This window comes from Planococcus soli, from assembly GCF_016881065.1.
Classification (GTDB): domain Bacteria; phylum Bacillota; class Bacilli; order Bacillales_A; family Planococcaceae; genus Planococcus; species Planococcus soli.
The window spans coordinates 77328-101428 of the sequence record NZ_WXYN01000020.1 but is presented as its reverse complement, the minus strand read 5'-3'; the positions used below and the strand labels follow the sequence as shown (position 1 = coordinate 101428).

The following is a 24101-nucleotide window of genomic DNA, read 5'->3' as shown; positions in this document are numbered from 1 at the left end:
TCCTTGTATGGATCGGTATTAAGATTCGCTGCGGCGAGTCGTACGTCCTGGACGTCCGCCACCGCTTCCGCCTTCACGGCGTCGGCTTGCGCCTGAGCTCGCTCCACGGCTTGATGAAGATGGACGAGATGAGCTTGAAGAGCGATTGCCTTTATAGCCGCCGCCGCTTCCGCCAGTGCGTCCGCTTCCGCCTTTACCTTTATATCCGCCGCCTCCGCGTGATGGCAAAGGACGTTCTTCGGAGATAGAAACTGGAACATCTTCCGGTTCTTTAGTCATTGTTTTAAGTGCAGCAGCAACTAAGTCAACAGCTTCAAAGTTTTCAAGCATTTTAGTCGCAAATTCGCGGTAATCGCCCAAATTGTTTTTCTCTGTCATTTCTTGCAATTGTTCCATAGCAACGCGTTTTTGGCCAAGTACAGCCTCGTCAGCAGTTGGAGGAACTAGAGCTTCCATTTTTTTCTTAGTTGTGCGCTCAACGATGCCCAAGTAGCCCATTTCACGTGGAGTTACAAACGTGACTGCGACTCCTTTTTTACCTGCACGGCCAGTACGGCCGATACGGTGAACATAGCTTTCAGGATCTTGAGGAATATCAAAGTTGTATACGTGTGATACGCCTGAGATGTCAAGTCCACGAGCTGCTACATCTGTTGCAACCAAAATATCGATTTTGCCTGCTTTGAACTGCTTCAAAACGGACATACGCTTAGCTTGGCTTAGATCGCCATGAATTCCTTCAGCAAGGTAGCCGCGGATATTCAATGCTTTAGCTAATTCGTCAACCCGGCGCTTTGTGCGTCCAAAAATGATCGCAAGTTCAGGCTGTTGAACATTCAAAAGGCGTGAAAGAACATCGAATTTTTCGCGTTCCACTGCTTTAACATAGAATTGCTCGATGTTTTCAACAGTCATTTCTTTTGATTTGATTTTAACGATTTCAGGAGTTTTCATGAACTTCTCTGCAATGCGGCGGATTGCATCCGGCATAGTTGCTGAGAACAACAATGTCTGGCGAGTGTCAGGAACACTTGACATGATTGTTTGAATGTCTTCGATAAAGCCCATGTTCAACATTTCGTCTGCTTCATCAAGGATCAATGTGTTAACATTGTCCAATTTAAGAGTACGGCGGTTGATATGGTCTAATAGACGTCCTGGAGTACCAACGATAATTTGTGGACGGTTTTTAAGTGCACGGATTTGTCGGCTAATTTCTTGGCCGCCGTATACTGAAAGGATACGCACGTTTTTATCTTGGCCCAATCTGTAAAGTTCTTCAGAAACCTGGATAGCCAATTCGCGTGTTGGTGCGATGATCAATCCCTGAACATTACCGTCTTTAGTGTCGATTTTTTCAATCAAAGGAATCCCGAAAGCGGTTGTTTTACCAGTACCGGTTTGTGCTTGTCCAATGATGTCCTTGCCTTCCATTCCAAGACGGATTGTTCCCTCTTGAATCGGTGTTGCTTCTTCAAACCCCATGCGTTTTACGGACTTTAAAGTTGTTTCGCTAATATTTAACTCTGAAAATTTTACCAAATTTTTTCAATCTCCTTTTGTCTTCATCTGATTTACAAATGGTGTACATTTTAGATGAATAGTGACAAGGGCGAGCCTTTATGAGGAAGTTTCACGTCGAAAATCATACTCTGTAGTTTTAAGTCAGAGGGGATGTGTGAACAGGAAAAGCTCGGGCTTTGCCGAGCGGTCTGATCGTCGGGTGTTTGATGCCCTATCTATAGAACAAACCGTTTTGCTCAAAAAAATACTCTTCACAGGGAAGAGTGTTTCAAAAATGTATCCATTGCTTTCAAAAGAATAACACGTTTTTTTATCATTTGCAATCAATCTGCAAAGGTTCTAATAATCAGTTTACTCTGCGCCTTTGTTCATAAACTTGAAAACTTCTTTAAACCAATCGTCGCAATCATCGCTGTAGCAAATTAAATGCTTGCCAGTTTCTGAGTGTATCATGTGCTTTTCATCCGAACCGATATGGTCGTAAATGAAGTCTGCAGCTGAAGCCGGGACCACACTGTCTTTGCCGCCCTGGACAATGCAAACTGGAACTTTGATCTTATCGTAATATGGTTCCACCATCTTGACTACTCGAAGAAATTCGACGGCCGAACTGACAGGCGTATTCGTCAGCTTGTACTCATAAAGATGGAAAGATGCATTTTCCGCTATTTTTCCAGAAAGCACATCCCGCATGGCTTCCTGCACTTCCACAAAAATCTGAGCAGGGCTAATATATTTAGCAGCTGCGCTTAACAGAACCAGCCGATCGATTTTGTAGCGCATCGCCAAATACATGGCGATCAAGCCGCCCATCGAGAAGCCGGCAATGATGATGCGATCTGCTGATTTCTTTAGCCTTTTCAGCGCCAGTTCCGCTTCCATCATCCAGCTTTCCGCTGAAATGCTCTTTAAAGCCAGTTTTTCACCATGTCCCGGTAGTGTTGGTATTTCCACAATCCAATCGGTTTGCTCCATTAAAAAATCAGCAAATGGTTCAACTTCAAACGGGCCTCCCGTGAAACCATGGATGCAAAGAACGCCAGTCTTCAAATTGTTCCCCTCTTTTCACTGATTGCAACTACACATGCTTTTCTCCTTGATTGGTAAAAGGTTCGATAATATTCTCCAGCGCCATGCCTCGGGAACCTTTCACCAAAATTACCGAGTCTTTGTTTGTGTATTTTTTCAACAGGCCGATAATCGGCCCGTAATCATTTTCGCTCCACAGCAGCTTGCCGCTGTAGTCAGGCTGGAGCTTGTCGTATAGCCATTTCATGCGCGGGCCATAGAGGCACACCCCAGTCAGACTGCCAGAAATGTATTGGCTCAACGCTTCGTGATAAGTTTGCTCGTCATCTCCGAGTTCCAGCATATCGCCAAGAACGACCCATTTCTTTTCCTTCATCGTTGTTTCACGAATGAAATTCAAAGCCGCATTCATTGATGAAGGCGCAGCGTTATAGGCATCGTTGATAAACATTGCGCCATTTTCCGCTTGAACCATCTGCATACGCATATCGGTTAAAGCCGCATCCTTCAAGGATTTCCGAATTTGTTCTTCCGACAAGCCTGCTTCAAGCGCAATCAAGATAGCTGCCAATGTATTCTTTACTTGATGTTCACCCAATACCGGAATGGTGAACGCGGCATCTATAATTCCACTAACCATAAAACTGCTGCCGTTTTCAGTAGCTTTGATATCTGTCACTGTCAGTTCGTTATTGTCATCAAACCCAAAAGAAACTCCTTGCGGAAAATCTTCCATGAACGGTTGCAGCAAAGGCTCGTCACCGTCATAGAAAAGTTTGCCATGTTGCTGAAGGCCGGCAGTGATTTCGAATTTTGCTTCTGCAATGGCTTCACGCGATCCCAGATCCTGCAAATGCGCTTCCCCGATGTTTGTGATTATGGCGTAATCAGGACGGGCCAACTCAGACAGAAATTCAATCTGCCCTTTGCCGCTCATGCCCATTTCCAGTACAGCGACTTTAGTATCTTCGTCCAAAGAAAGGATCGTCAAAGGGAGACCCAATTCATTGTTGAAGTTGCCCGGTGTTTTTTGCACTTTGAAATAAGGTTTCAACACACTTGCCACCAGATCTTTTGTCGAAGTTTTGCCGTTGGAACCTGTAATTCCAATAACCAGCGCCGATAATTCATCGCGGTAGGCACGGGCCATTTCCTGCAAAGCGGCTTCGCAGTCATCCACATACAGCAAAGGCAAATCTTCCGGGGCACCAGGTTCATCGCGCTGCCATAAAGAAGCCGCTGCACCTAATTCAATGGCTGAACGGACATATTTATGTCCATTCACATTTTCGCCACGGAAAGGAATGAACAAATCGCCTGGCTTAAGCGTTCTCGTATTAATCGAGGCCCCTGTAATGTCAAAGCCTTTTAAATTAGTTTTGATATTCAGCCATTTGGCTACTTGCTCAATCTTTTTTTTCATTTGGTTTCTCCACTCAATCTATTTTAACTTGCAGTAATTGTTTTTCTTCATGACGTTCAATCGCTAAAGCGATCAGGCGTTCAATCAGTTCCGGGTACGGCAATCCGGTGTGTTCCCAAAGCAGCGGGAACATGCTGTAAGGCGTGAAGCCCGGTAAGGTATTGACTTCATTGATCAAAATTTCGTTGGCTTCAGTGACAAAAAAGTCTGCACGCACAAGTCCCGAACAATCCAGGATTTTGAAAGCTTTCTTGGCGTCAGTTTGCAATTTCTCATAAACTGCCTTTTCCAGCTCAGCAGGAATAATCATTGCTGTATTGCCGTCTTTGTATTTGGCCTGGTAATCATAAAACGCCTTTAGCGGTTTGATCTCCCCGGCAACCGAGCAGTCAGGCTCATCATTTCCAAGCACACCTACTTCAATTTCACGGGCAACCACTCCCTGCTCGACGACAATCTTACGGTCAAACTTCAAAGCTTCTTTAATGGCTGCAATCAATTCTTCGCGAGTATCCGCCTTGCTGATGCCTACACTCGATCCTAAATTCGCGGGTTTTACAAAAACCGGCCAAGCGAGTTCCGCCTCTATTTTATCCAGCCAGAAATCCTGCTTCTTGTCCCAGTCTCTTCTTATAAAATACACATAAGGGGTTTGTTTTAAACCTGCCTGCTCGAACAATTGCTTCATGACCACTTTGTCCATGCCTGCCGATGATGCCAGCACACCATTCCCAACATATGGGATATTCATGACTTCAAGCAATCCCTGGACAGTGCCGTCTTCCCCATTCGGTCCGTGCAATAAAGGAATGATGACATTCAGGGCTTCACCGCTTTCGGCGGGAAGGAATCCGGAGATGTCATTCGGCTTCGAAGATTGTGCAGCCAACTGAAGCTGTTCAATTGTTTTTGCCGTTTCTTCCAGGCGAGCGCCTTTTCTCCATTCGCCATCCTGCGTGATGTAGATCGGATACACTTCATATGCATCAAAATCGATAGCTTTTGTAACTGCAAGGGCGGTTGACAGGGAAACTTCATGCTCTGCCGATTTGCCTCCATATAATAAACCAATTCTTTTTTTCATCCAAGAAACCTCATTTCATTATCCATATTGCTTAGTTTATCACGAACCTTCAGTAACGAATATTTTTTTCCTGCCAGCCCTCGAAATTTTTCCGGCCGGGCAGTCCTGCGATGAAGCATCGCAGAAAAAATAATTTCGCCGGCTGCCGGCTTTCGTAAAAAAATAGCGTGCCGATTAAACCATCGCCAGCCTTTCCGATGCCTATCCATACTGCATACCCTGTTCCCAAGGCAATAGTCGTCAAGGCTAAAGACAATGGCCGGAAACCGAGTGCTCCAGACAAAATGGGCGACGCTGCATGTAACTTTTCTGCTGCATCAAAAGCAACTTCAAAAATCTTGCTGCTGCCAAAATCAGCCCGAAAAAAATAATACCTGTTTCCAGGTATTATTTCCATACTTTTTGTTTTCTGTCGTAGACGATCTTACGTGAAATCCCCTGCTTTGTGTATTCTTCAATATCGGACCAGAACTCGTCGAGAAAGGAGATTTCCTCTACCGGACGAATATGCAATTCGATGGTGTTCTTTGTTTTTTCGGGGTCTGCCAGTGAGATGAGCACGCCTTCACGGTAATTTTTCTTTAGGGATTGCAGAATTTCGGCAGGCAGTTCCGGAATCAGGTCTTTAGATTTTCGGCGCCAGAAATTCTGTCCATTCTCTTCCCGGCGAATTAAGTACGTGAAATAATTTCCGACAAGCTCATTCAGGCGCTCTAATTTGCGGAAGTAAATTTTTGTGGTTTCTTCTTCTTCGCTGGATAGATACACGAACTCATTTTGAAGGGTCGAGTAAAATGGCGTCTTGACTGGTTCTTTTTTATGGCCGATGTATAACAGTTCGGCTTGTTCCTGGGGCGTCAGGGAATTTAATTGTTTTTCACTTTTGAAATCAATCCAGCAAAATTCGCTTTTTTTGTTTGCCCGCGCTTTCCGCAGCTGCCCAAACTCTTCCTGTGTAGCGAATTCCATATGAGTATGCATGTTAAAAGAGGCATCTTCGTATGGGTGTTTTAACAACAACAGATTTTTAGGCAATTTCATCGCATCCAAAAAATGGGCAAAGGTAAGTCCGCTGAATAAGGCAAACTGATCAGATTCGTTCAGATAAATATATAAATGCTGTATGTAAGCATCCGTGTTCAACGGTTTTTTTACCATATCCCCCACTCCATTCCATTTTCTATTATACGACCAAAAGGGCTAAATATGAAACATCTCTGCTTCAAATGCGTCATTACTTTTGTCATGCGCATATTACAGATTTATACGTTATAATATATTCCGACTCATAATAATAAAAAGTACAGGTGAAAATACATGCAAACTAACAAAAGCTTCACCGATCGGATCGATTGGTCGCTGGCTTTCCTCTTATTTCTGTTCTTTATCGTCAGCTTGGTGGCTATTTCCTCAGCCCAGACTTCCGGTCAGTATTTAACGAATTTCGTCCCAAGACAAGCTTTATTTTACATCATTTCTACTGGAATGATTGCGGTATTGATGTATTTCGATCCAGAACAATATAAAAAGATGGCTTATTATTTATACGGATTCGGCATTTTACTGCTTGTCCTGTTAATGATTTCGCCAGACGGCGTTGGCCAAATAGCCGAACCGGTCAATGGCGCCAAAGCCTGGTTCCATACGCCATTTGTCAATATTCAGCCGGCTGAATTTATGAAAACCTTCTATATACTTGCACTCGCAAAAATGATTTCTACCCACCATGAACAAAACCTGCTGAAATCTATCAAATCCGACTTTTATTTACTTGGGAAAATTGCCCTTTGTCTAGCCATACCTCTGGGCTTTATCCTGCTGCAGCCTGATTTAGGAACTGCTCTGGTGTTTATCGCAATCACTTTAGCCATTGTCGTGGTTTCAGGAATCTCCTGGAAAATCATTGCGCCCAGCTTTGGCGGGGTTGCTGTCGTTGGCACGTTGCTGCTGTGGATGACCATCAATGCCCAGGAGTTCCTATCCAATGCTTTTGGTTTAAAGCCTTACATGTTCGAACGGATTTATACATGGCTCGATCCTTACTCTTATGCAGAAGCCGGCGGATACAACCTGATTGCTGCGATGAACGCCATTGGCTCGGGTGAAGTGTTCGGAAAAGGCTACCAGGGACGCCAAGTCTATGTACCGGAAAATCATACAGATTTTATCTTCACTGTTATCTCGGAAGACTTCGGATTTATCGGTGCCAGCGCCGTCATTATCCTATTCTTTATGCTGATTTACCACTTGACCAAAATCACACTGCAATTCAAAGACACATTCAGTACCTATGTATGTGCAGGAATTATCGCGATGATTACATTCCATGTATTCCAAAATATCGGCATGACGATTCAACTTTTGCCAATCACCGGGATTCCACTTCCTTTTATCAGCTACGGAGGGAGTTCATTGATCGGCAACATGCTGGCACTTGGCATCGTCTTCAGCATGAAATTCCATCATAAAAACTACATGTTCGATAAAAGCAAAAAATAAAAACTCCGACGTCCTGCGTCGGAGTTTTTATTGTTGAGATTGCGCTTGAATTGGTTGAGGCAAGCCAATCGCTTTTATTAATTCAACGCGGGATTTTGTGATTTTTGCTTGGATTCCAAGTTTCGATAAATTTGAAACAATATTGCGAACATCCACATTTTTCGCCATCCATATCACCTCTTTTTATTTTTCATTGCTTATAGGAACGTATATGAACTTGCCATGTTTCAGGGGCAAGGTATAAATTGTTGACTTTTCTGTGTCTATGTTTATAATACCATCATTTCAGGATTTTAAACTTATCATTTTGATGACAATTGCGAATATGATGTAAATTGCTTGATTTATATACCCCTAAGAGGTATGCTGTAGTCAGAAATAAAGATGGGAGGATCTTCAGATGAGCGAACTGATTGAAGAACCCTTTGTACTAGATAACTCTTGCCGCAAAAGCCATCATCCCCTGTCTGTTAAACGGGATTTGACCAATCGGTTGAATCGTATAGAAGGCCAGGTCCGCGGAATTAAAGGCATGGTGGAGAAGGATGTTTACTGCGATGACATCATTACGCAGCTTGCCGCCACTCAATCTGCATTAAACAGTGTCACCAAAGTTTTGCTGGAAGGCCATTTGAAGGGCTGCGTCAAAGACCGGCTGGAAAATGGAGAAGAAGAAGTGTTGGACGAATTGCTTATCACGATTCAAAAAATGATGCGTAAATAAAAGGAGGAATTTTTTATGAAAGAACAAATCAATTTGCAAGTCAGTGGCATGACATGCCAACATTGCGTGAGCTCAGTAAAAGACAGCGTTATGGCTTTACCCGGCATCGACAAGGTCGAAGTGTCTCTAGAAAACGGTTCTGTTGATGTCGCTTACGATGCAGCGGCAGTCGAAGTCAACCAAATTGCGGAAGCAATTGAAGATCAAGGGTACGATGTTGCAATGTTAAGCGAATAACTGCGGAAACGCAGTTATTTTTTTCAAAATAATATACCCCCAATAGGTATATATCTTCCAAAAGGATGGGATTGTTATGAGCACTAAACAAACTGAGCTGGCGATTACCGGCATGACGTGTGCCGCCTGTGCGAACCGCGTCGAAAAAGGGCTCCAAAAAATGCCTGGCGTTTCAGAAGCCAGCGTCAACTTCGCCACTGAAAAAGCTTCAGTGATCTATGACGACACCCAGGCATCCATGACAGATGTCCAGCACAAAGTAGAACAATTGGGATATGGCGTGCAACAGGAAGAAATTGATTTTTCCATACAGGGCATGACCTGTGCCAATTGCTCAGCACGCATAGAAAAAGTGTTGAATAAAATGGAAGGTGTTCAATTGGCCAATGTCAATCTGGCGATGGAAACCGGACATGTATCCTACAATCCCGGCACTGTCACTCCCGAGGACTTTGTCAAACGAATTCAGTCACTGGGTTATGATGCCGTCCTCAATCAGGAAACCGAAGAAGCGACAGACCACAAAGAACAGGAAATTAAAAAGAAAACACGTCTGTTCTGGATTTCTGCTGCTCTTTCTCTTCCACTGCTATGGACTATGTTCAGCCATTTTTCCTTTACTTCATGGATGTATGTACCTGAAATCCTCATGAACCCGCTCGTTCAATGGGCATTGGCAACACCCGTCCAATTTTGGATTGGCGCTTCCTTCTATAAAGGAGCCTACTTTGCATTGAGAAATAAATCTGCCAATATGGATGTTCTGGTCGCCCTTGGCACATCAGCCGCTTATTTTTACAGCGTCTATCTGGTTCTGGCAAACTGGAATATGGGGCATAACATGGGCTTGTATTTTGAGACCAGTGCTGTTTTGATCACTTTGATCATTTTAGGAAAAGTTTTTGAAGCAAGAGCCAAAGGCCGTTCTTCTGACGCCATCAAAAAGCTGATGAAGCTGCAGCCGCAGCATGCATTGGTTGAACGTGGGGACGAGTTTATCAGCTTGCCGATCTCAGAAGTGAAAACCGGAGATATCCTGTTGATAAAACCTGGGGCATCCATCCCGGTTGATGCAGCTGTCCTTTCAGGCAACTCTGCTGTAGATGAATCCATGCTGACAGGTGAAAGCTTGCCGGTCGACAAAGAAACGGGTGACGCGGTATTCGCGGCCACCGTCAATTCCAATGGGTCGCTTCGTGTACGAGCCGATAAAATCGGTAAAGATACCGTCTTATCGAATATCATTCGCGTCGTTGAACAGGCGCAAGGCTCTAAAGCGCCTATCCAGCGGCTTGCTGACCAAATCTCCAGCATCTTTGTTCCGATCGTCGTAGGGATTGCCATTGCCACATTTATCGTTTGGTATTTCCTGGTTGCACCCGGCAACTTTGCCGCTGCACTTGAAAGCACCATCGCGGTTCTGGTCATCGCCTGCCCTTGTGCACTTGGTCTCGCTACACCGACCTCCGTCATGGCCGGTTCGGGCCGGGCTGCCGAGCAGGGTGTCCTATTCAAAACCGCAGAATCCCTGGAGAATACCAAACACATCGATACTGTCGTTCTGGATAAAACGGGCACCATCACCAATGGGCGTCCTGTCGTAACAGACTTTATTCCGGCAGGTGATTTTGATTTGGATGAGTTGAAGAATTTGGCGGCCAGTGCCGAAAGCCAATCCGAACACCCGGTGGCGCAGGCTATCTCTGAGTATGGTGTATCATCCTTGAGCGTCAGTCTTTTTAGCGCGGTCCCGGGGCACGGCATCCGCGCAACAGTAGCCAGTCGGGAAGTAGTTATGGGAAATCGGGCCTTGATGGACGGGCTTGAGCTTGATGAAGCCCAGGCCGAAGTTTTTGAACGCGACGGAAAGACCGTTATGTTCATCTCAGTTGACGGGCAATACAGCGGCCTTATCGCAGTAGCTGATACCATTAAGGACACCGCAAAACAAGCGGTCCAGGAAATGAAAAATATGGGGCTCCATGTTGTCATGCTGACAGGAGACCAGGAACGGACAGCATCAGCTATTGCCAAACAAGTTGGCATCGATGAAGTGTTTGCAGGCGTCCTCCCTGCTGAAAAAGCAGATGTGGTGCTGAAGCTTCAAGCGCAAGGCCGGCGCGTCGCAATGGCCGGAGACGGCTTGAACGATGCACCCGCGCTAGCCAGCGCAGATGTCGGCATGGCTATGGGCACCGGAACGGCCATTGCCATGGAAGCGGCCGATGTCACCTTGATGCAAGGCGATTTGATGCGCGTCGTTGATGCCATTCAGATGAGCCGATTGACGGTCCGGAATATCAAGCAAAACTTGTTTTGGGCACTTGCCTACAATTCCATCGGCATTCCGATCGCTGCAGCCGGTTTCCTGGCTCCGTGGCTTGCCGGTGCAGCCATGGCGTTCAGTTCCGTATCGGTTGTCATGAATGCATTGCGCCTTCAGCGCGTGAAATTGGATAAATGACAATCCGCTTGCCGAAGAGGTCCAGAAATGGGCCTCTTTTTCCTGTCATTGTTCTATAGATGAAACAAGAGTAAAATAAGGGCATATTCTTTTGAGAAAGCAGGAACCTCTTCTTATGAAAAAAACCATTTTACTGCTGATGTCTGTCCAATTTTTCGTCTACTTGGGATTTGGCATTATCATCCCTATTTTACCTGAAGTCGTTGTTCAGCAAGGCTATTCGGAAATCCACGTTGGCGGCCTGATCACCATCTATGCGCTGTCTTCTTTTTTCACCGCCCCGCTATGGGGAAAGCTTTCGGACAAAACGGGCCGCAAGAAACTGATCCTTGTCGGTTTGGCCGGATTCAGCTTAAGTTTCTTCCTGTTTTCGCTGTTCCTCGATAACTTGGCACTGCTATACCTTTCGCGCATTGTCGGCGGCTTGTTCTCCGGTGCACTTTACACCGCTGTAACAGGATACGTGGCAGACATCACAACAAATGACGAACGCAATAAATACATGGGGCTTCTCGGCATGTCGATTGGCCTTGGATTTATTTTTGGACCTGCCATTGGCGGATTGCTCGGTTCAGTATCACTCTCTCTGCCGTTCACGGTATCTGCAGTTCTCGTTCTGCTGTTGATGGGCTACGCAAGCCTTGTTTTAAAAGAACCTGTCCGAAAAGGCGAAGCAGTGAAACGTGCGCTTTTGCCAAAAGGCTCAAGCACACTTTGGCAATTCCGCATCCGGTATTTGTTCCTGTTTTCCTTTATGGTGACTTTCCTGCTCGCCGGATTGGAATCAACTTTCCAACTGTTCCAAATCGATCAAATTGAAATTACACCGCTTCAGCTCGGCTACTTATTTATAGCCAGTGGACTTGTAGACGCTGCAATTCAGGGCGGCGTTGTCCGCCGCATCAAAGATGGCGCCGAAACAAAATGGATCATCGGTGCGCAAATTGTTACAGCTCTCGGTTTAGTGATCCTGCCCTTTACCAGCAGCCTGATTTTTGCCGGTGTCGCCCTCAGCATCTTTACTGCCGGCAATGCCTTGGCACGAACTGCCTTGGTGTCGCTGACCTCTAAAGAATCTGGCGGCAAATACGGGACAGCTGCCGGCATGACGTATTCAATGGACAACCTTGGCCGCATCATCGGGCCATTGACGTTTACATGGCTGCTGACGATGCAAGCAGGCAGCATCTATTTTTTATCGGCCGCTTTAGCGATTGCCAGCATCCTGCTGATCCTGCTCTATAAAGCTTCCACTAAAACCTTGCGAACGGCTGAAGAACCCAGTTCTTCTGTATGAAAATTATAAGCTCAACTTTAAAGGCATCGCGCTCAGCGATGCCTTTTTATACAAAAAATATAAAGCTCCCTTGCTTTACAAGTAAAGAGTCAGCCAAAATACGTGCAACAGCAAAATGAGCGTGTACAGCGTGTTGACGCCAATAAAGGCATAACGCCAACTGCGGGACTGGACCCAGACAAAAGGTGTGTATAAAAAGGCAAAAAGACAAAGCGATAAGAAAAGTTTTGTCGCTAAAAGAGCCAATGGAGAAAGGGATGCCAATAATGGATTCGCTTCAGTTATGGCACCAAATAGAAGGCCTACATACGTTAACAGCCCATCAAGGAAATTCAAGATAGCTAAACTCCAGACATGTTTCTTTAACGGTGCCTTATGCTTTTCCATTCTCTTATGCCACACCCTCATAGGATCAGTCATGTGTACTTAGTAATGGATTACCCAAAAATTAAAATTTTAAGACAAGAAAATCAGGTATTTTTTCATACATTATTTTTATTTGGATGTTAATCGAGTGTGAATTCCATTAAAAAATCCGGAAACTCTGAGTTACAGAGTTTCCGGATTGTTCAAAATGGCTTTTTGAAGCTCAGGATGCGCTTCTTCTAAAACAGATGGCCGCATCAAATAGCTGGTCAGGGCAATTAGGCAAAGGCTGCTTGCGCCTACGATATATTCTGCTGGCACTAAGTCGTAAAGCAAGCCAAACAGCAAATAACCGAGCGGCATCATGGCCATTGCCATCGACTCCAAAATCCCAAATACGCGGCCGCGGTATTCTTCCTCGACATCCTTCTGCATCATGACACCAATCGGCGTGTTGACACAGACGTTGGTAATCCCAAACACCAGCATGAGCAACAGGAAGTAAACAACGGCTGCAGCATAAGACATGCCGATAACGAGCGGAACACCCATTCCTGCAAGAAGCACGGACATTGCCAAGATCCCTCTTTTGGCAAACTGCAAAGGAAACTTCACTTCTTTGCTGACAGAAAAATAAATGGAAGCCGCCAGCATACCCACCGCAATCATTGCTTCAATCATCCCAAAATGCGTCGCTTCCACCCGCAATTGCTGTACAGCGATAAATGGCAAGCCAATCATCAATGAAGAAAAAAAGAAGTTGATGCCGATGGCAGTTGTCACAATGACCATGATGACCCGGTTGGATTTCAAATAAGAAAATCCTTCTTTCATCTCTGTCAGCATCGTCTTTTTCATTTCACCTGCCGCATTTTCGGCGCGCGCTGTAAACAGCCGGAAGTTCATCGTCGACTCCAACAGCACTGCAATAGCATAGGCAGCGACTTGAATCCCTAAAAACACGTTCATCGACACAAATCCGAAGAGAATGCCGCCAACCACCGGCCCGCCTATCGCAGCAATCGAAATGGCCGACTGGTTAAAGCCCATTGCCCGTTGAATGCGATCCGGATCAATGAGGTTGGCGATCGAAGAAGAAAACGTGACACCGGTAAACATCGAACTGACTGACAGCAGTGCGGTCGTTGTATAAATGGCTGTTAGCGACAAACCGTTTGTCAGACCAAACACCAGCAAGCCCGCTACTGCAAGCATGCTTGCCAGTTGAGACAGGATGACGATTGCTTTTTTTGAATACTTATCCGCAGCGTATCCGGCAAATGGTGCGAGTAAAGATCTTGGCAATATGCTGCAGATCAGGTTAATCGCAAAACTTGCGGCTGAACCGGTCAATGCCAATACGTATAAACTGATGCCAAATGCATAAACAGAGCTGCCGAATGTAGATATCAACTTGCTGGCCGTAAACGTGTACAGGTGATAGGTTGCCCGTTTGATGCGTACTGCTTCCTGCATGATTTCACTCCTCCAGTGAAAGTTTAATTTAATTAAACAAAATATAACACAGAAAAACTGGCGTTGCAAGATAAAGTTTAATATAATTAAACTAAGGAAAGGATCGGTGATGGCATGGCCACTTTAGGCGAACGCATCAAAGATTTGCGCAAACAAAAGGGCTTGACGCTGCAAGCTTTAGCAGGCGATCAACTGACTAAAGGCATGTTGAGTTTGATAGAAAATAATAAAGCAAACCCTTCAATGGAAAGTCTTTCTTATATAGCAGAGCGACTGGCGGTGGATCGCAATGAGCTGCTCGAAGATATCCCGACCAATGAATTGAGAAACTTACTGGAAAAGATCGAGCAGCTTTATACGCAGGAAATGATCAGTGATGAACTGATTGTGAAATACAAAGAAATTGCCCGTAAAATAAAACCTTATATCGACAAGCTTCCTTTCCGCTATGAGTCCGCACGGCTTCTCGAAATTTACAGCCGTTGCAGCTACCACACCAAACAGGATGGCTGGCTGGGACCTTTAGAAAAGGCGGAGGAAATTTACGAAAACCTGCACATGATCAACCAAAGTGCGGATCTCCATATTTTCAGAGCGATGATGGCTTTCACCGAGCATCGATACAGCGAAGCCTTGGATATGATCCAAGCATCGAGAAATGTTTTTAAAGAGCGCACCGGGATTTTAGACCCGTTAAAAAAACTGGATTTCGACTATTATGAGTCCATCCTCTATTCGGCGGTTGGAGATACGGATAGCTCCAAACGGCTGATGGAGGACGCTATCGATTTTTCCAAAAAGAAGCAGCTGTTTTACCGCATTGACGCACTTTATCGCCTCGCCGGCTTCCAGGCAGTTTTGAATGGGGATAGAGCAAGCAAAGATCACTATATTTCCAAGCTTCGCCTATTTGCTGACTTTACCGATAGCAAAGAAATCAAAGCTATCGCAGATGCCATAGAAATTCATTACTTGAATTCTTTTGCGCATGACTATAAGGCAGCTGATGCATTGATTGAGAAGAATTTGGAGAAGCATCAGGAAGATAAAATCTTTTTGTTCGCATTGGAAAAAGGCAAAGCCTTGTATGGGTTGGGGCAGTTGGAGGAAGCATTGGAATGGCTGAAAAAGCACACACTGTGGGAGTTTCTTCATCACCCTTACGATTTGTCCATGCACTACGAAAAGGATGCATACATGGCAATGATTTATATGAAGCTCGGCAACAGTGAACTCGCCGTAAAGCATGCCACGATCGCTAAAAACCTGATTGAACCCATGCCTGATTTGCCATACAAAACATTCATTCTAGACGTTTACAAACAAGTGACTGCATAGCAAAAGCCCGCCATTAGTCTGGCGGGCTTTTGCTATGCATGATAATGCTGATAAATTTTATAAAAATCCAAGAACTGCTGCCAGTCCTTTTCAAATTCAGGCTGGATGCAGGAGATTTGAAAAAGTGCACGGTCTTTCAAATAGCCGCTCGCTGCATGGAGTTCGAATCCCGACAGATGGGCGTCCTGAAAAAGAAAACGATTTTCTGCTGCCGTCTTAAAAGTCCGGGATGTCGGATAGCCAGCTGACAGCGATGGCCAATCTTCCGTATCTTCCTGTAACTGTTTAAAGCGCTTATCCAACAGCCCATAACGCTCCGGGTATGTGTTTAAGGCTCGCTTCAAGCTCTCCAACAAACTCGAGGGGAATGTAAAAGGAATGTTCGCCGAATATAGCCCCAGATCCAAATAGCTAGGCAACTTGTTATCCGGTATGATTTTATGATGCGCAAAGACAATAGCGATCCCGCTCATCGTTCCCACCGCCTTGCCGCTTGCAGCGGTTGCCAGCCAAACCCCTCTCAAGGAAAATGGCAGCGCTCCAAAACTGCTGATGCAGTCCAGGCATAAGCGGATCCCCTGCTGCAAACAGATCTCAGTTAATTCACGAAAATCATTTAGTTGGCCGGTCGAAGTTTCGCCATGGACCATAAGCACCCAGTTATAATTTCCTGTTTCCAGCTTTGAGACGATTTTTTCAATATCAAAAGCCTCGCCCCACGAAGTGCTTTCCACCACATAGTCTAACCCAAGGCGGTCTGCTTGATTGACCAGCCTCCTGCCAAATTCGCCATTCACCAAAATCAGTCCTTTAGAGTCCAACCGCTGGATTTGCGCAAGCATCGCTTCATTGGCTAAAGTTCCGCTGCCCGCCAACAAATAAGGAGTGGATTCAGCCATCCCGTAAAGGAGGCGGTCCACTTCCTGACGAATTTCCTGAAAAGCCACCGATCGATGGGAAATGGGCGGTTCCTGAAATGGCGCTGCAAGTTGCGCTGCCAAAATAACAGGGCCAGGCACGAACAGACGGCGTTTTGTCTGCAGCCTCGCCGCTACAGAATCGCTGTATTGACGGCGCGTCACAACCATCGGGACGAACACTGCCTCGCCCTCACCTACCGGATCGGCAAACGGCTGAAACCCTAATTGGCCATACAGTTTCAATTGCCGTGTTGTTCCGGAAATAATTGCAGCTTCGAAGCCTTGTTCCAGGCAATAATCGGATAAGGCGCGCGCTAAAAGAAAAAAGACACGGCCATTGCGATGCGCTTTGCGGACAGCCAGCAGACGGATTTCGCAGATCCTGACTACATCCGGCAGAAAACTTTCCACTTTCCCGATTTTCAGATCCAGGGAAAAAGGACGTTCAGACCGCAACGCAATCATGCCCACTACATCCATCCCCGACAGCACAATCAAGTAGGTATTCTGCCCATGAAAAGGATCAGTGCGCATGCTACTGGCATCTGCCTGATGTTGAGGAATTTCTTCGACAAATGTCTCGTAGTTCAAGCGCGCTATTTCATCAAATTCCTTTTTTGTCCGGGCAATTTTGCACCAATACACAGCTGTCCGCCCCCTTCAACTTTTAAATGCATCTTCTACTTGATAAAGACTTAAATCGATCTCGACAGGTTCCCCGAGCACGAGTTTTGCCAGCTGTCCGCCAAGATAAGGGCCGGCAGTCAGCCCTGAAGCTCCGAGCCCGTTTGCTGCAAAGAAGTTTGGTTGTCCCGGAACCTGCCCGATAAATGGCAGGGCACTCGTTGTTGCTGGACGAAAGCCTGTTGCCGCACCTGCTATCTCCGCTTTCCCAAGTCCAGGTGCCGCTTCCAGGGTTTTGTTTAGAATGTGGTGAACCCCATACGCTGTCAGTTTGTCATCAAAGCCAGCACCGTTTTCGTGCGTCGCTCCGGCGACAATCCTGCCGTCATCAAAAGGAACGATGTATTGGCCATAAGGGACCATTGCAACCGGCCATCTTCCGGTCACCTGCCCTTCTGCCTGCAAATGAAGAATTTGGGCTTTCTGCGGCACAATATCCAAATCCAATCCTAAAGGCTTGAACAATTCTGCAGCCCAGGCGCCTCCTGTTGAGACAACCCGATCTGCCACCAGATGTTCTCCATCTATATCAACGCCAATGACCTGCGAATTCTCAATCAGCAATTCGGCATTGCCCATCAGGCATTTCGCTCCAAGCTTTACCGCCGCTGAAATTAAAGCGTCGCGAATGGCCTGGCCATCGACACGAGCAGCCCCACTGACCCATAACGACCCGTATTCTTCTGTCGCAAACGGAAAAAGCGCTCTTGTTTCCTCTGATGTCAATCGCTTGATGTCCCCCATTTCAGGTGCATCCAGGCGGCGCTCATATGCCTTCTGCTCCATTTTATCGAGTTTGCTGTCTTCGTGGATACTGACAATGCCGACTTGTTTGTAGCCCGTGTCTGTTTCACCCAACGCCTCAAGCTCACGGATCAATTCCGGATAATACTTGGCGCCGTTTTTTGCCAATCCGTACCAGGCTTTATTTCTCCGCTGCGAAATCCATGGACAGACGATTCCGGCTGCCGCTCCCGTCGCCTGCCCTTTGTCGCCCCGGTCTATCAATACGACGGATGCCCCCGCTTTTGCTGCATGGTAAGCCGCAGAAGCTCCTAAAATTCCTGAACCGATAATAATCAATGATTTCATTTTTACACCCAGTTTCACAAAGTCTTGTGCCTCTATTCTAATCCAGACCGCAGAGAGACTCAAACTGATTCCATAAATTTTACAGTCAGCGGATTCAGATTTGAAATTTGGGGTAAAGTTATATTAGGAAATTAACGGAAGTTTACTAGAGGAGGAATCAGGTTTATGGAAAGAAGCACAGCAACCGAAAACATTTTACCCATGACATCTATTCGAAGCGGGTCTGGAACTGAAATAGCTCCTGACGTATATTGCTATACCGTGCAAGTGGCAAATGTCTTCTTTATCGGAAATCCCAATATCAGCAACGAGTGGGTATTGGTCGATGCCGGCATGCCACGTTCCGCAAAAAAGATTCTCAAAGCGGCCGAAAACCGTTTTGGCCCCGACCATCAACTAAAGGCCATCATTTTGACGCACGGCCATTTTGACCATGTGGGCGGGTTGATCGATATTCTCGAGCAACACAAAGTTCCGGTCTACGCACATCCGCTGGAATTCTCATATTTGAAAGGCATAACAGATTATCCAGAGCCCGATACTTCCGTTGAAGGAGGCATGGTAGCGAAAATGTCAAAAATTTTCCCTACCCAAGCCATCGACATCACTGCACATATCCATGAGTTGCCTTCAGACGGCAGTGTACCGGAAATGGCAGGCTGGAAATGGATCCACACGCCAGGCCATTCAGATGGCCACATCTCGCTGTTCCGGGAGCAAGGACGCATTTTGATTGCAGGAGATGCTTTTGTTACGGTAAAACAGGATTCACTTTACAAAGTCTTGCGCCAGAAAAAAGAAATACATGGCCCACCTGTCTACTTGACCACCAACTGGCGTGCTGCTTGGGAATCCGTTTGCAAACTGGCTGATCTTCAGCCTTCCATTGCGGCAACCGGACACGGCAAACCGATGACAGGAGCCCTGCTTGCCAAAGGGCTAGTCGATCTCGCTGAGAACTTCCAAACCACTGCTGTACCCGCTTATGGAAAATACGTCCATACAAAATAGGCGAAGCAATCAGCAAAAACAGCGGACGGTCCTGCCGCTGTTTTTTGCTGATTTCATATAATTCGAAAAAAATCCACAACTAAATGTTTAACCTTTTCTGGATACGGGTAAACAAATAAAGCAGTCTCTGCTTTTATCAGGAAATTTAGTAAGTCTAAATAAGGAGTTGAGCTTTGATGAGTAAGAAAGCATTATTTATTTCGGATCATGGTGATCCTTTAGCTAAACTCGGTGGCAAACAAGCGGGTGGCCAAAATAATTACGTAAAACAATTAGCACTTGCATTGGAAGATAAAGGATGGCAAGTTGACGTCGCCACACATTGGTGCGACTCTTCCGCTCCCCAAATAGAAACATTCGGAACCGCATGCCGTGTTATCAGACTGGAAGCGGGACACAGAGGATTTGTTTCAAAAGATGAAATGTACTCTATGCTTCCTGCCTTTTATGAGGAAATGAAAAGTACGATGAATCTTGAATCCTATGATATCGTCCATACCCATTATTGGCTCTCAGGCCTAATCGGCAAAAAGTTGAAAAAAGACTTTGGTCTGCCATACGTACACACAGCACATTCACTCGCGTGGGCAAAAGAAAAAGCAACAGGCGTCCATGACCAGCGCCGAATAAACGCTGAAAAAGCGATTTTAAAAAATGCTGATCAGGTATTGGCTACCACCAATAATGAAAAACAATTGATCAAAACTTTTGTTGATTCTCCTTCTCCCATCAAAGTTATCCCCATCGGAGTAGACCAAGCATTTAAAGTGCGCGGCAACCGAACGCATTTACGAAAGAAATTCGGCTACAGCAATCCTCTCTTTGTTTTTGCTGGAAGATTAGAAGTGACTAAGGGTATTTTCACTTTACTCAAAGCTTTTCAATTGCTGGCAGAAAAAACAGGCCCTTCCAACACTCCACATCTAGTGATTGCAGGCGGAGATGCAGAATCCATAGATTTCGAAACCAAACTTCCAAAAGATGAAAAGTTGCGTGAAGCCGTTAGAGGCATCGAGGATCGGGTCGAGTTTTTAGGACCACAATCTCAAGATGAGCTTGCCCTATTATTCAATTCAGCTACGGCAACAATTGTCCCAAGTTTCTATGAATCATTTGGAATGGTTGCTGCAGAAGCCCAGGCTTGCGGCAGTCCCATCATTGCGTCAGATGTCGGCGGGCTCAAGAACGTTGTTCAGGATGGCATCACTGGCCTGCTCGTTGAAACGAAAAACGAAATCGACCTGGCAATTGCAATGGAAGTCTTGTCAGCGAATACGCTGTTAACGGAACGTTTAAGCCGCCAAGCGGTGCAAATCGCCCGCAAAGACTTTGATTGGGATTCCATTTCCACTCGCATAAATTCATTGTATGAGGTGATCATTAGTGCACGGAGCAACGCATTTGTTAGCAACAGATTTGGACGGAACACTGGTCGGTAATGCCAGCAGTTTAAAAGCGCTGTTGGATTTCTATGACAGCCAACCCTATCAGGTTTCACTGATTTATATTACAGGACGCCATTATCAGTCCGCTTTATCTCTTATCACAGAAGAAAATTTACCGGTTCCCCACGTGCTGATTACAGATGTGGGAACCGGCATTTACATAGGCGATCAGCTGCAGCAGGATTGGGAATGGACAAGGCGCCTGGAACAATCCTGGAATCCCGAGAAAATCGATTTGGTTGCCAGCCGGATATCAGGACTCGCTTCCCAAAAACTGCCGATTACGAATCGCTGTTCCTATTTTGCTTCTGATGCCGCTGTCGTGGAAGCTTTCGGCTCAGCGTTGAATACAGCCGGCATCCCACACAAACTGGTTTACAGCGGCGGCAGGGATGTCGACATTCTCCCCGCGGGAAGTGGCAAAGGGCAGGCTCTCCAGTATATTCTGGATAAGTACAGCCTGGCCGATGCGAAATTATTAGTAGCAGGTGATTCCGGCAACGATGTGGAGATGCTCACCATGGGCTTTCCTTCGGTCATTGTTGGAAATGCACAGCCCGAGCTGCTTGAACAAGCTGAACATCCTTCTATTTACCGGGCCAAACAAAAATATGCCGGCGGTATCCACGAAGCATGGAACCATTTCTATACAGATTGACACCTATCCCCTTTGAGCATAAAAATTTGTTCAAGGGGATTGTTTTATTGTTCAATCGAAAAGCTTGCAGGGTAATCGTTTGTTTTTTTGCTTATATGGTTTATATTTAGTAGGAAGCTATTTTATATTCGGGAAGTTTTTATACATAAAGCCAGTTAACGTCAATCCACAACAGGAGGAAATTGAGATGAGCAAAGTTTCGAATCTACAAAAAGAGTCCCTGGTTATGCTAAAAGAAACAAGCCGGACCTTTTTCATCCCAATCAGCTTTTTGGAACCTACTTTAAAGAAAACTGTCGGCTCTGCCTACCTTTGTATGCGGGCGATTGATGAAATTGAAGATCACCCAGAGCTGGATGATCAAGTGAAAATCACTCTGCTGAGCAGTATACAGCAGATGCTGGCTACTGATTTTGATGAGGCGCGCTATTTAGAACTTGTCACTCCTTACGAACAGTTTCTGCCTCCTGTCACGATGCGCCTGGCTGACTGGATCAGCGTATGCCCTGAAGACATTAAAGGAAAAGTGATGGAGTCTACTGCCATCATGGCCGGCGGCATGTCCAAATGGGTGGAAAAAGATTGGGTTATCAAAACCAAAAAAGATCTGGATGAATATACGTATTATGTGGCAGGCCTTGTCGGCACCATGCTGTCAGACATCTGGCATTGGTATGACGGCACCGAAACCGATCCCGATCATGCCATCGCCTTCGGCCGCGGGCTGCAGGCAGTCAACATGCTGCGAAATTACGACGAAGATTTTGAGCGGGGTGTGACATTTGTACCGGAAGGCTGGACACGTGAAGATATGTTCAATTATGCCAAAGATAATTTGGCAAAAGCCGATTTGTACGTTAAACCGATCAAGAACAAGCGGATTTTGATGTTCTGCAAAGTTCCATTGGCTCTAGCCCACAGTACTTTAAAAGCATTAAAGTCAGGGAAAGAAAAGATGAGCCGACAGGAAGTGGAAGGCATCGTCGAGCAATTGAAACAAGAAGAGCGCTTAAGTTAATTTTTTTCCGGCCTTAGCTTTTCCGAGAGGCCGGTTTTTTTTGAATTGCTGTACATCATTTGTATAATATAGGAATTTTTAATAAGATAGAAGCTGAACCAGTAAATCACTTCTTGGAATTCCGCAGCAAGCTCTATAGAATCTGGTGCGCAAGCTTCAAAGTTAAAGAAAAACTTTTCCCATAACATGGAGAAGGCTAAGCGATTGAAATGATAGAGAAAAGTTGGTTTCTTTAACTCAGCTTACACAAGAACTATATGTTAGGAGAATCCTCATGACTGTGACCATTTTCAGTGTTTTCACTGCCGCTATTTTCATATTCAATATTGTCCTGGCTGCAGCTCTCGTTTTTCTCGAAAGAAGGGATGCTTCTTCAACATGGGCATGGCTGCTGGTTTTATTTTTCATCCCTATTCTGGGTTTCTTTATTTACTTGCTTTTGGGCAGACAATTGCGCAAAAAAACGCTTTTCAAATGGGAAAGCACCAGTAAACGAATCGGCATAGAAAGCCTGATTGGTCATCAAATGAACGAATTGCATGATGGTAATTTCAAATTTCAAGATGCCCATACAAAAAACTACAAAGATTTGATTTACCTGCCCCTGCGGAATAATGGTGCATTGCTGACACAAGACAACAGCATCCAAATTTTCAATGATGGACGCGTGAAATTTAATTCGCTCATTGAAGATATTGAAAATGCCACGAACCACATTCATATGCAATACTATATTTTCCGATTGGATGAACTGGGCACACGGATTGTCGACGCCCTGACCGAAAAAGCTAAAGAAGGTGTCAAAGTGCGTTTGCTTTACGACGATATGGGCTCGCGAAGTTTAAGCAAACGCCATTTCAAGGAACTCGTGGCAGCAGGGGGAGAAGTTGAAACCTTCTTCCCTTCTATTTTGCCGATTATCAATCCTCGATTGAATTACCGGAACCACCGAAAAATTGTCGTGATTGACGGCCAAGTTGGCTATATCGGCGGGTTCAACGTAGGTGATGAATACATTGGGCTAAGCCGAAAGTTCGGTTATTGGCGGGACACCCACCTGCGCATCGAAGGCAGTGCATTGCATCCTTTGCAGACACGCTTTATTCTGGATTGGAATCAGGCTTCTGCACACCACGATATTGAGTACGATGAATTTTTCTTCCCCCTCAAGCCAGCCAGAGGAAGCACCTCCATGCAAATTGTTTCCAGTGGCCCCGACGAAGAATGGGAACAGATTAAAGATGGCTACCTGAAACTGATCAACCTGGCTAAAGACTATATTTACATACAGACTCCTTATTTTATTCCAGACGCCAGTTTTTATGATGCGATTCGCATTGCTGCTTTGTCGGGCATCGATGTACGCATCATGATTCCCAACAAACCGGACCACCCGTTTGTTTACTGGGCCACCTATTCATATGCAGGACAGATGCTAAGAGCAGGAGCTCGGGTTTTTATCTACGACAACGGCTTCCTGCATACAAAAATGATTGTGACAGACAATAAAGCAGCTACCGTCGGAACAGCCAACATCGATGTCAGAAGTTTTAAACTGAATTTCGAAGTCAATGCCTTTATCTATGATGAGCAAGTATCCAGCGATCTCGCAGAACTATTCCATCAGGATATGAAGCTTTCGACTGAATTGACTTATGAAATGTATTTGGAACGCACCCGAATGATTAAAACCAAAGAATCCATTGCCCGTCTGTTGGCACCTATCTTGTAAAAATAAGAATTTTCGCCAAACATGAATAACCACTTATTTCCCCATAGAAAAACGTCTCCGAAAAAATGGAGACGTTTTTT

General features: G+C 45.5%; 22 protein-coding genes. 11 read left to right on the top strand and 11 right to left on the bottom strand.

The genetic code is table 11. The features are described 5' to 3' along the window. Positions 1-18: 18 nt before the first annotated feature. The 6 genes from cshA to GJB59_RS11140 form a co-directional block, all read right to left on the bottom strand. The gene (cshA, locus tag GJB59_RS11165; RefSeq protein WP_142827258.1) at positions 19-1542 is read right to left on the bottom strand and encodes a degradosome RNA helicase CshA; all 1524 of its coding nucleotides are present in this window, start codon (positions 1540-1542) and stop codon (positions 19-21) included. Between the two features lie 333 nt (positions 1543-1875). Further along, positions 1876-2574: an alpha/beta hydrolase gene (locus GJB59_RS11160; protein ID WP_142827259.1), complete on the bottom strand. Its 699-nt coding sequence runs from the start codon at positions 2572-2574 to the stop codon at positions 1876-1878. 28 nt (positions 2575-2602) lie between these two features. After that, positions 2603-3976, bottom strand: coding sequence for a UDP-N-acetylmuramoyl-tripeptide--D-alanyl-D-alanine ligase (locus GJB59_RS11155; RefSeq protein WP_142827260.1), 1374 nt, complete (start codon positions 3974-3976; stop codon positions 2603-2605). Positions 3977-3989: 13 nt separating this feature from the next. After that, complete coding sequence (locus GJB59_RS11150; protein WP_142827261.1) at positions 3990-5060, bottom strand: D-alanine--D-alanine ligase; 1071 nt, start codon at positions 5058-5060, stop codon at positions 3990-3992. A 49-nt stretch (positions 5061-5109) separates the two neighbouring features. After that, positions 5110-5457, bottom strand: coding sequence for a DMT family transporter (locus tag GJB59_RS11145; RefSeq protein ID WP_142827262.1), 348 nt, complete (start codon positions 5455-5457; stop codon positions 5110-5112). Further along, the gene (locus GJB59_RS11140) at positions 5448-6218 is read right to left on the bottom strand and encodes a hypothetical protein (protein ID WP_142827263.1); all 771 of its coding nucleotides are present in this window, start codon (positions 6216-6218) and stop codon (positions 5448-5450) included. The genes GJB59_RS11145 and GJB59_RS11140 overlap by 10 nt, the downstream gene beginning before the upstream one ends. A 159-nt stretch (positions 6219-6377) precedes the next feature. Between GJB59_RS11140 and GJB59_RS11135 the strand changes: the two genes are divergently transcribed. Beyond that, complete coding sequence (locus GJB59_RS11135) at positions 6378-7559, top strand: FtsW/RodA/SpoVE family cell cycle protein (protein WP_142827264.1); 1182 nt, start codon at positions 6378-6380, stop codon at positions 7557-7559. A 27-nt stretch (positions 7560-7586) separates the two neighbouring features. On the opposite strand, the gene GJB59_RS11130 is transcribed toward GJB59_RS11135, so the two are convergent. Beyond that, positions 7587-7727 carry an Lmo0850 family protein gene (locus tag GJB59_RS11130; protein WP_185960011.1) on the bottom strand — a complete coding sequence of 47 codons (141 nt, stop codon included), beginning with the start codon at positions 7725-7727 and terminating at the stop codon, positions 7587-7589. Between the two features lie 232 nt (positions 7728-7959). On the opposite strand from GJB59_RS11130, the gene GJB59_RS11125 reads away from it, so the two are divergent. The 4 genes from GJB59_RS11125 to GJB59_RS11110 all read left to right on the top strand — a co-directional run bounded on the left by GJB59_RS11125 (position 7960) and on the right by GJB59_RS11110 (position 12281). Next, on the top strand, positions 7960-8283 hold the full coding sequence (locus GJB59_RS11125; RefSeq protein WP_142827265.1) for a metal-sensitive transcriptional regulator: 324 nt from the start codon (positions 7960-7962) through the stop codon (positions 8281-8283). Between the two features lie 15 nt (positions 8284-8298). Further along, complete coding sequence (gene copZ / locus GJB59_RS11120; protein ID WP_142827266.1) at positions 8299-8520, top strand: copper chaperone CopZ; 222 nt, start codon at positions 8299-8301, stop codon at positions 8518-8520. 76 nt (positions 8521-8596) lie between these two features. Then, positions 8597-10984 carry a heavy metal translocating P-type ATPase gene (locus GJB59_RS11115; RefSeq protein ID WP_142827267.1) on the top strand — a complete coding sequence of 796 codons (2388 nt, stop codon included), beginning with the start codon at positions 8597-8599 and terminating at the stop codon, positions 10982-10984. Between the two features lie 115 nt (positions 10985-11099). Next, the gene (locus GJB59_RS11110) at positions 11100-12281 is read left to right on the top strand and encodes an MFS transporter (protein WP_142827268.1); all 1182 of its coding nucleotides are present in this window, start codon (positions 11100-11102) and stop codon (positions 12279-12281) included. Positions 12282-12356: 75 nt separating this feature from the next. Here the strand turns inward: GJB59_RS11110 and GJB59_RS11105 are convergent, their stop codons facing one another. Both GJB59_RS11105 and GJB59_RS11100 read right to left on the bottom strand, forming a co-directional pair. After that, entirely contained in the window at positions 12357-12668 is a 312-nt protein-coding gene (locus tag GJB59_RS11105) for a DUF5658 family protein (RefSeq protein ID WP_142827269.1), read from the bottom strand. Positions 12669-12830: 162 nt separating this feature from the next. Beyond that, entirely contained in the window at positions 12831-14123 is a 1293-nt protein-coding gene (locus GJB59_RS11100) for an MFS transporter (protein ID WP_142827270.1), read from the bottom strand. A gap of 114 nt (positions 14124-14237) precedes the next feature. Between GJB59_RS11100 and GJB59_RS11095 the strand changes: the two genes are divergently transcribed. Continuing rightward, complete coding sequence (locus tag GJB59_RS11095) at positions 14238-15461, top strand: helix-turn-helix domain-containing protein (RefSeq protein ID WP_142827271.1); 1224 nt, start codon at positions 14238-14240, stop codon at positions 15459-15461. Positions 15462-15493: 32 nt separating this feature from the next. Here the strand turns inward: GJB59_RS11095 and GJB59_RS11090 are convergent, their stop codons facing one another. Both GJB59_RS11090 and GJB59_RS11085 read right to left on the bottom strand, forming a co-directional pair. After that, a complete protein-coding gene (locus GJB59_RS11090) occupies positions 15494-17026 on the bottom strand; it encodes a GNAT family N-acetyltransferase (RefSeq protein ID WP_142827272.1) in 1533 nt (510 codons plus the stop codon). 15 nt (positions 17027-17041) lie between these two features. Then, complete coding sequence (locus tag GJB59_RS11085) at positions 17042-18157, bottom strand: NAD(P)/FAD-dependent oxidoreductase (RefSeq protein WP_142827273.1); 1116 nt, start codon at positions 18155-18157, stop codon at positions 17042-17044. 165 nt (positions 18158-18322) lie between these two features. On the opposite strand from GJB59_RS11085, the gene GJB59_RS11080 reads away from it, so the two are divergent. The 5 genes from GJB59_RS11080 (at position 18323) to cls (ending at position 24021) form a co-directional block, all read left to right on the top strand. Next, positions 18323-19168, top strand: a complete 846-nt coding sequence (locus tag GJB59_RS11080) for an MBL fold metallo-hydrolase (protein ID WP_142827274.1) — start codon at positions 18323-18325, stop codon at positions 19166-19168. A 176-nt stretch (positions 19169-19344) separates the two neighbouring features. Continuing rightward, complete coding sequence (locus tag GJB59_RS11075; RefSeq protein WP_142827275.1) at positions 19345-20607, top strand: glycosyltransferase; 1263 nt, start codon at positions 19345-19347, stop codon at positions 20605-20607. Beyond that, positions 20570-21271 (top strand): HAD-IIB family hydrolase, encoded by a 702-nt coding sequence (locus GJB59_RS11070; RefSeq protein ID WP_142827276.1) that lies wholly within the window; start codon positions 20570-20572, stop codon positions 21269-21271. Before GJB59_RS11075 ends, GJB59_RS11070 begins: the two co-directional genes overlap by 38 nt. 187 nt (positions 21272-21458) lie before the next feature. Next, complete coding sequence (locus tag GJB59_RS11065) at positions 21459-22289, top strand: squalene/phytoene synthase family protein (RefSeq protein ID WP_142827277.1); 831 nt, start codon at positions 21459-21461, stop codon at positions 22287-22289. 274 nt (positions 22290-22563) lie between these two features. Beyond that, positions 22564-24021: a cardiolipin synthase gene (gene cls / locus GJB59_RS11060; RefSeq protein ID WP_142827278.1), complete on the top strand. Its 1458-nt coding sequence runs from the start codon at positions 22564-22566 to the stop codon at positions 24019-24021. Positions 24022-24101: the final 80 nt, after the last annotated feature.